This window comes from Streptomyces sp. UNOB3_S3 (assembly GCF_020740895.1).
Lineage (GTDB): Bacteria > Actinomycetota > Actinomycetes > Streptomycetales > Streptomycetaceae > Streptomyces.
On the sequence record NZ_JAILXP010000614.1, the window covers coordinates 1 to 2,356 of the forward strand.

Below are 2,356 nucleotides of genomic sequence, written 5' to 3' on the forward strand. Positions count from 1 at the left end.
GTTACGGGAAGGGGCGGGACCGGGGAACGAGCCGCCGCAGGCGTGCCCCCACCGACGACCACCCTCGCGCACAACCCCACACCACCCGCACCGCCGACCGCGGCGCGACAACGGCCCGCACCCGCGCCCAGCGCCCCGCCGAGGCCCGCAGGCCCGCCCGGGCGGCCTCGACGTCGGCGCCGGCCGTCGCCCCGGCGGGCGGGGGCGACGGCGCGTACAGCACGTGCTCGACCGCCGTCGCCAGCCGCCCCACGGCCTCCGCGGGCGGTCCGGCCAGCCGCGCGTCCCGGACGATGCGGGCCGCCGCCATTCTGGGGGTCAGGGAGTCGTCCGGCGGGATGCCGTAGTCCCACGCGGAGTCGGTCAGCTCGCGCCAGGCGGCCAGCGGCCGCGGCCCGGCCCGGCCGTCGAGCCGCCGGGCGCGGGCCCGCCTCCGCCACAGGTGGGGCAGCGCGGGCAGCAGCAGGGCGGCCAGCGCAGCCACGACGACGCCGGCCAGGGTGAGCGGCGACGTGCCGCCGGAGGCCTCGGCGACCTCCACCCGGACGGTGCCGGGGCAGCCGTCGAGCTTCTTCAGCTCGGGCGGGCAGCCGCCGTCCGCCGAGGGCGCCGGCCGTGGCGCCCCGGTCCGGCCGGGCGCCGGGGCCGGGACGTCCGGGTCGGGGGCGGAAGGAGCCTGCGCGACCGTGTACTCGGGCGGGGTGCCACGGCTCGGCGTGGGCTCGAACCGGGTCCACCCGGCGCCCTCGAAGTACAGCTCGGGCCAGGCGTGGGCGTCCTTGGTGCCGACCGACACCGTGCCGTCCGGCTGCGGGGTGCCCGGGGTGAAGCCGACCGCCACCCGCGCGGGGATGCCCAGCGTCCTCGCCATGGCCGCCATGGCGAAGGAGAAGTGGACGCAGAAGCCCTGCTTCTCCTCCAGGAAGCGCGCTATGGCGTCGGGGCCGCTGCCCGAACGCACCTCCGTGTCATAGCGGAAGCCACCGCTCGCGGCGAACCAGTCCTGGAGCTTCACCGCCTGCTGGTAGGCGTCGGTCGCCCCGGCGGTCACCTTCCGGGCCGTGTCCGCCACGACCTTGGGCATCACGGAGGGCACCCGCGTGTATTCGCGCAGCAGTTGCTCCGGGGGCGCGGGCGCGGCCGCGAGCTGAGCGGCCGTCGGCTCCACGAGCAGCGCCGACACCTGATAGCGCACCCCCCGCGTGGTCTGGCCGTGGTCGCCGACCAGCGCCCGGCCCTCCGGCTCGTACCGCCACTGACCCGGGACCCGCACCCGCTCGGCCGGATAGGGCAGGGGCAGATAGTTCTGGCCGTAGCCGTCGGCGGCCGCGACGGAGACGCCGATCCCGGTCGTACGGATCCCGGTGGTCAGGCCGGCGGGGGCGGGCAGCGGGTCGGGCACATCGGTGATGTGCCGCTCGGAGGCGCGCCATGACGCACCGTCGAACCGGTCGAGGGCGACGATGCGCAGATACAGGTCCTGGACGGACGGTGCGGAGGTGCGGTAGCGCAGCAGCTCCCGGTTCTCCGGCTGGTTGAGGCTGTTCTGGAGCGACACCAGCGGATTGACCGTGGAGATGGTGCCGCCCTCGGAGCCGGGGCCCTCGCCGGCGCCGCGCGCGGCCAGCAGCCCGCCGCCGATCGAAGGCAGCGCGACCGGCAGCGCCAGGGCGATCCCCAGCGCGAGCGCCCCGATGCGCCGTCCGGTGCGCACCGGGGCCAGGGCCGGGCCGCCGCCCGCCGCGAGGCCCGCGGCGGCGCCGGGCGGGGCGCCGGCGGCCCCGCCGCCGAACACCCTGCCCCAGCGCGCGAGCCGGTCCCGGCCCTCGGCCAGGAGCAGCAGCAGATAGCCGGCCGCCGCCATGAGGAACCACAGCCAGTCGGCGCTGCCCTTGGACAGTCCGGCGCCGACCGAGTAGAGCGCGAGCAGGGGCAGGCCCGCCGGGGCGGCGCCGCGGAAGGTGACCGCCAGGGCGTCCACGACCAGTCCGACCAGCAGGACGCCGCCGATCAGCAGCAGCCGGATGGCCGTCGTCGCGGGCGCGGGGATGGCGTACCGCCCGACGTCGTCCACGCCCTGCCGCAGCAGCCGGCCGAACTCCTCGAAGGCGTCGGGGCCCGGCAGCACCCCGCCGACGGCCCGTTCCCGGGCGAAGACGAGCGTGAGCAGCAGCAGGGCCACCAGGGCCTGCGCCGCGACCGTCAGCCACCGGGCCAGCGGCACCCGGCGGGCCGCCACGCCGACCGCCGTCTGCACGCCCAGCAGGAACGCGGCCTGGAGGATCCAGAGGGTCCGCTCGACCAGCGGCAGCATCGCGCAGGCGGCACCGAGCGTGGCCACCACCCCGCACACCGC

General features: G+C 77.6%; 1 protein-coding gene. It reads right to left on the minus strand.

All coding sequences use genetic code 11. From position 1 onward, the window contains the following. Position 1: 1 nt before the first annotated feature. The coding region (locus tag K6I33_RS34340; RefSeq protein WP_229358721.1) for a DUF3488 and transglutaminase-like domain-containing protein at positions 2–2,356 on the minus strand (2,355 nt) is incomplete at its 5' end.